The organism is Oleiphilus sp. HI0132 (genome assembly GCF_001635845.1).
Genome location: NZ_LWGJ01001734.1, coordinates 1 through 860, shown reverse-complemented (window position 1 = coordinate 860; position 860 = coordinate 1). Strand labels below are relative to the sequence as shown.

Annotated in this window: 1 protein-coding gene; it reads right to left on the bottom strand. The window is 43.5% G+C overall.

Translation table 11 applies throughout. The annotated features are described in order from the left end of the window. On the bottom strand, positions 1 to 627 hold a 627-nt coding region (locus A3766_RS26500; protein ID WP_197479768.1), incomplete at its 3' end, for an adenylosuccinate synthetase. Positions 628 to 860: the final 233 nt, after the last annotated feature.

Sequence of the window (860 nt, the reverse complement as noted above, 5' to 3'; positions counted from 1 at the left end):
AAGCTCGTCCGTGACATCAACCGCCATCGGTAAAAGAACCTTCGCCATCTCAAGCACATCATCAAGCGTCTTTTGATAATCTACAGGCTCAACTTTGTAGAAGTTTTCCAATACAAAGTTGTGGTATTCCATAATTTCTTTAAGCTTTTTAGCAAAGTTTTCTGCATCAACCAAGTCACCTAACCTTAGACCTCGACGAGAAACTTTATCTTCATACGCTGGGCCGATTCCGCGACCAGTCGTACCGATCTTATCAGCACCTTTCGCTATCTCTCGCGCTTGATCAAGCGCAACGTGATAAGGCAAAATTAATGGGCAAGCCAAACTCAGCTTTAAGCGCTCCTTAACCGGCACACCTTTTTCTTCAAGTTCAGTCATTTCCTTGATAAGAGCATCAGGAGCAAGCACGACGCCATTACCAATCAGACAAGTAACGTTATCACGTAGAATTCCGGAAGGAATCAAATGTAATACTGTCTTTTCCCCGTCAATTACCAGTGTATGACCGGCATTATGGCCACCCTGGAATCGCGCTACCGTCGCAACCTGATCTGTTAATAAGTCAACGATTTTACCTTTGCCTTCGTCACCCCATTGGGTGCCCAAAATGACAACATTCTTACCCATAACTTCTCTTCTCATAGAAAAAGCACAATGCTTTTATTGCTAATTGCCAGCTAAACAAGATACTGACAAGCCTTTAAACTGAATGGACCGCTATCTTAGCCGCCCGAAATAACACTAGCCAACAGGCTCAAGAGCCCATTGTTGATCTTTTAATACCAGCTGTTTGCTACAAGAATACCCTTTCGCAGTATCTGCAGCATTTAACGCTTGAACTACCTGATAGGACTTACGTA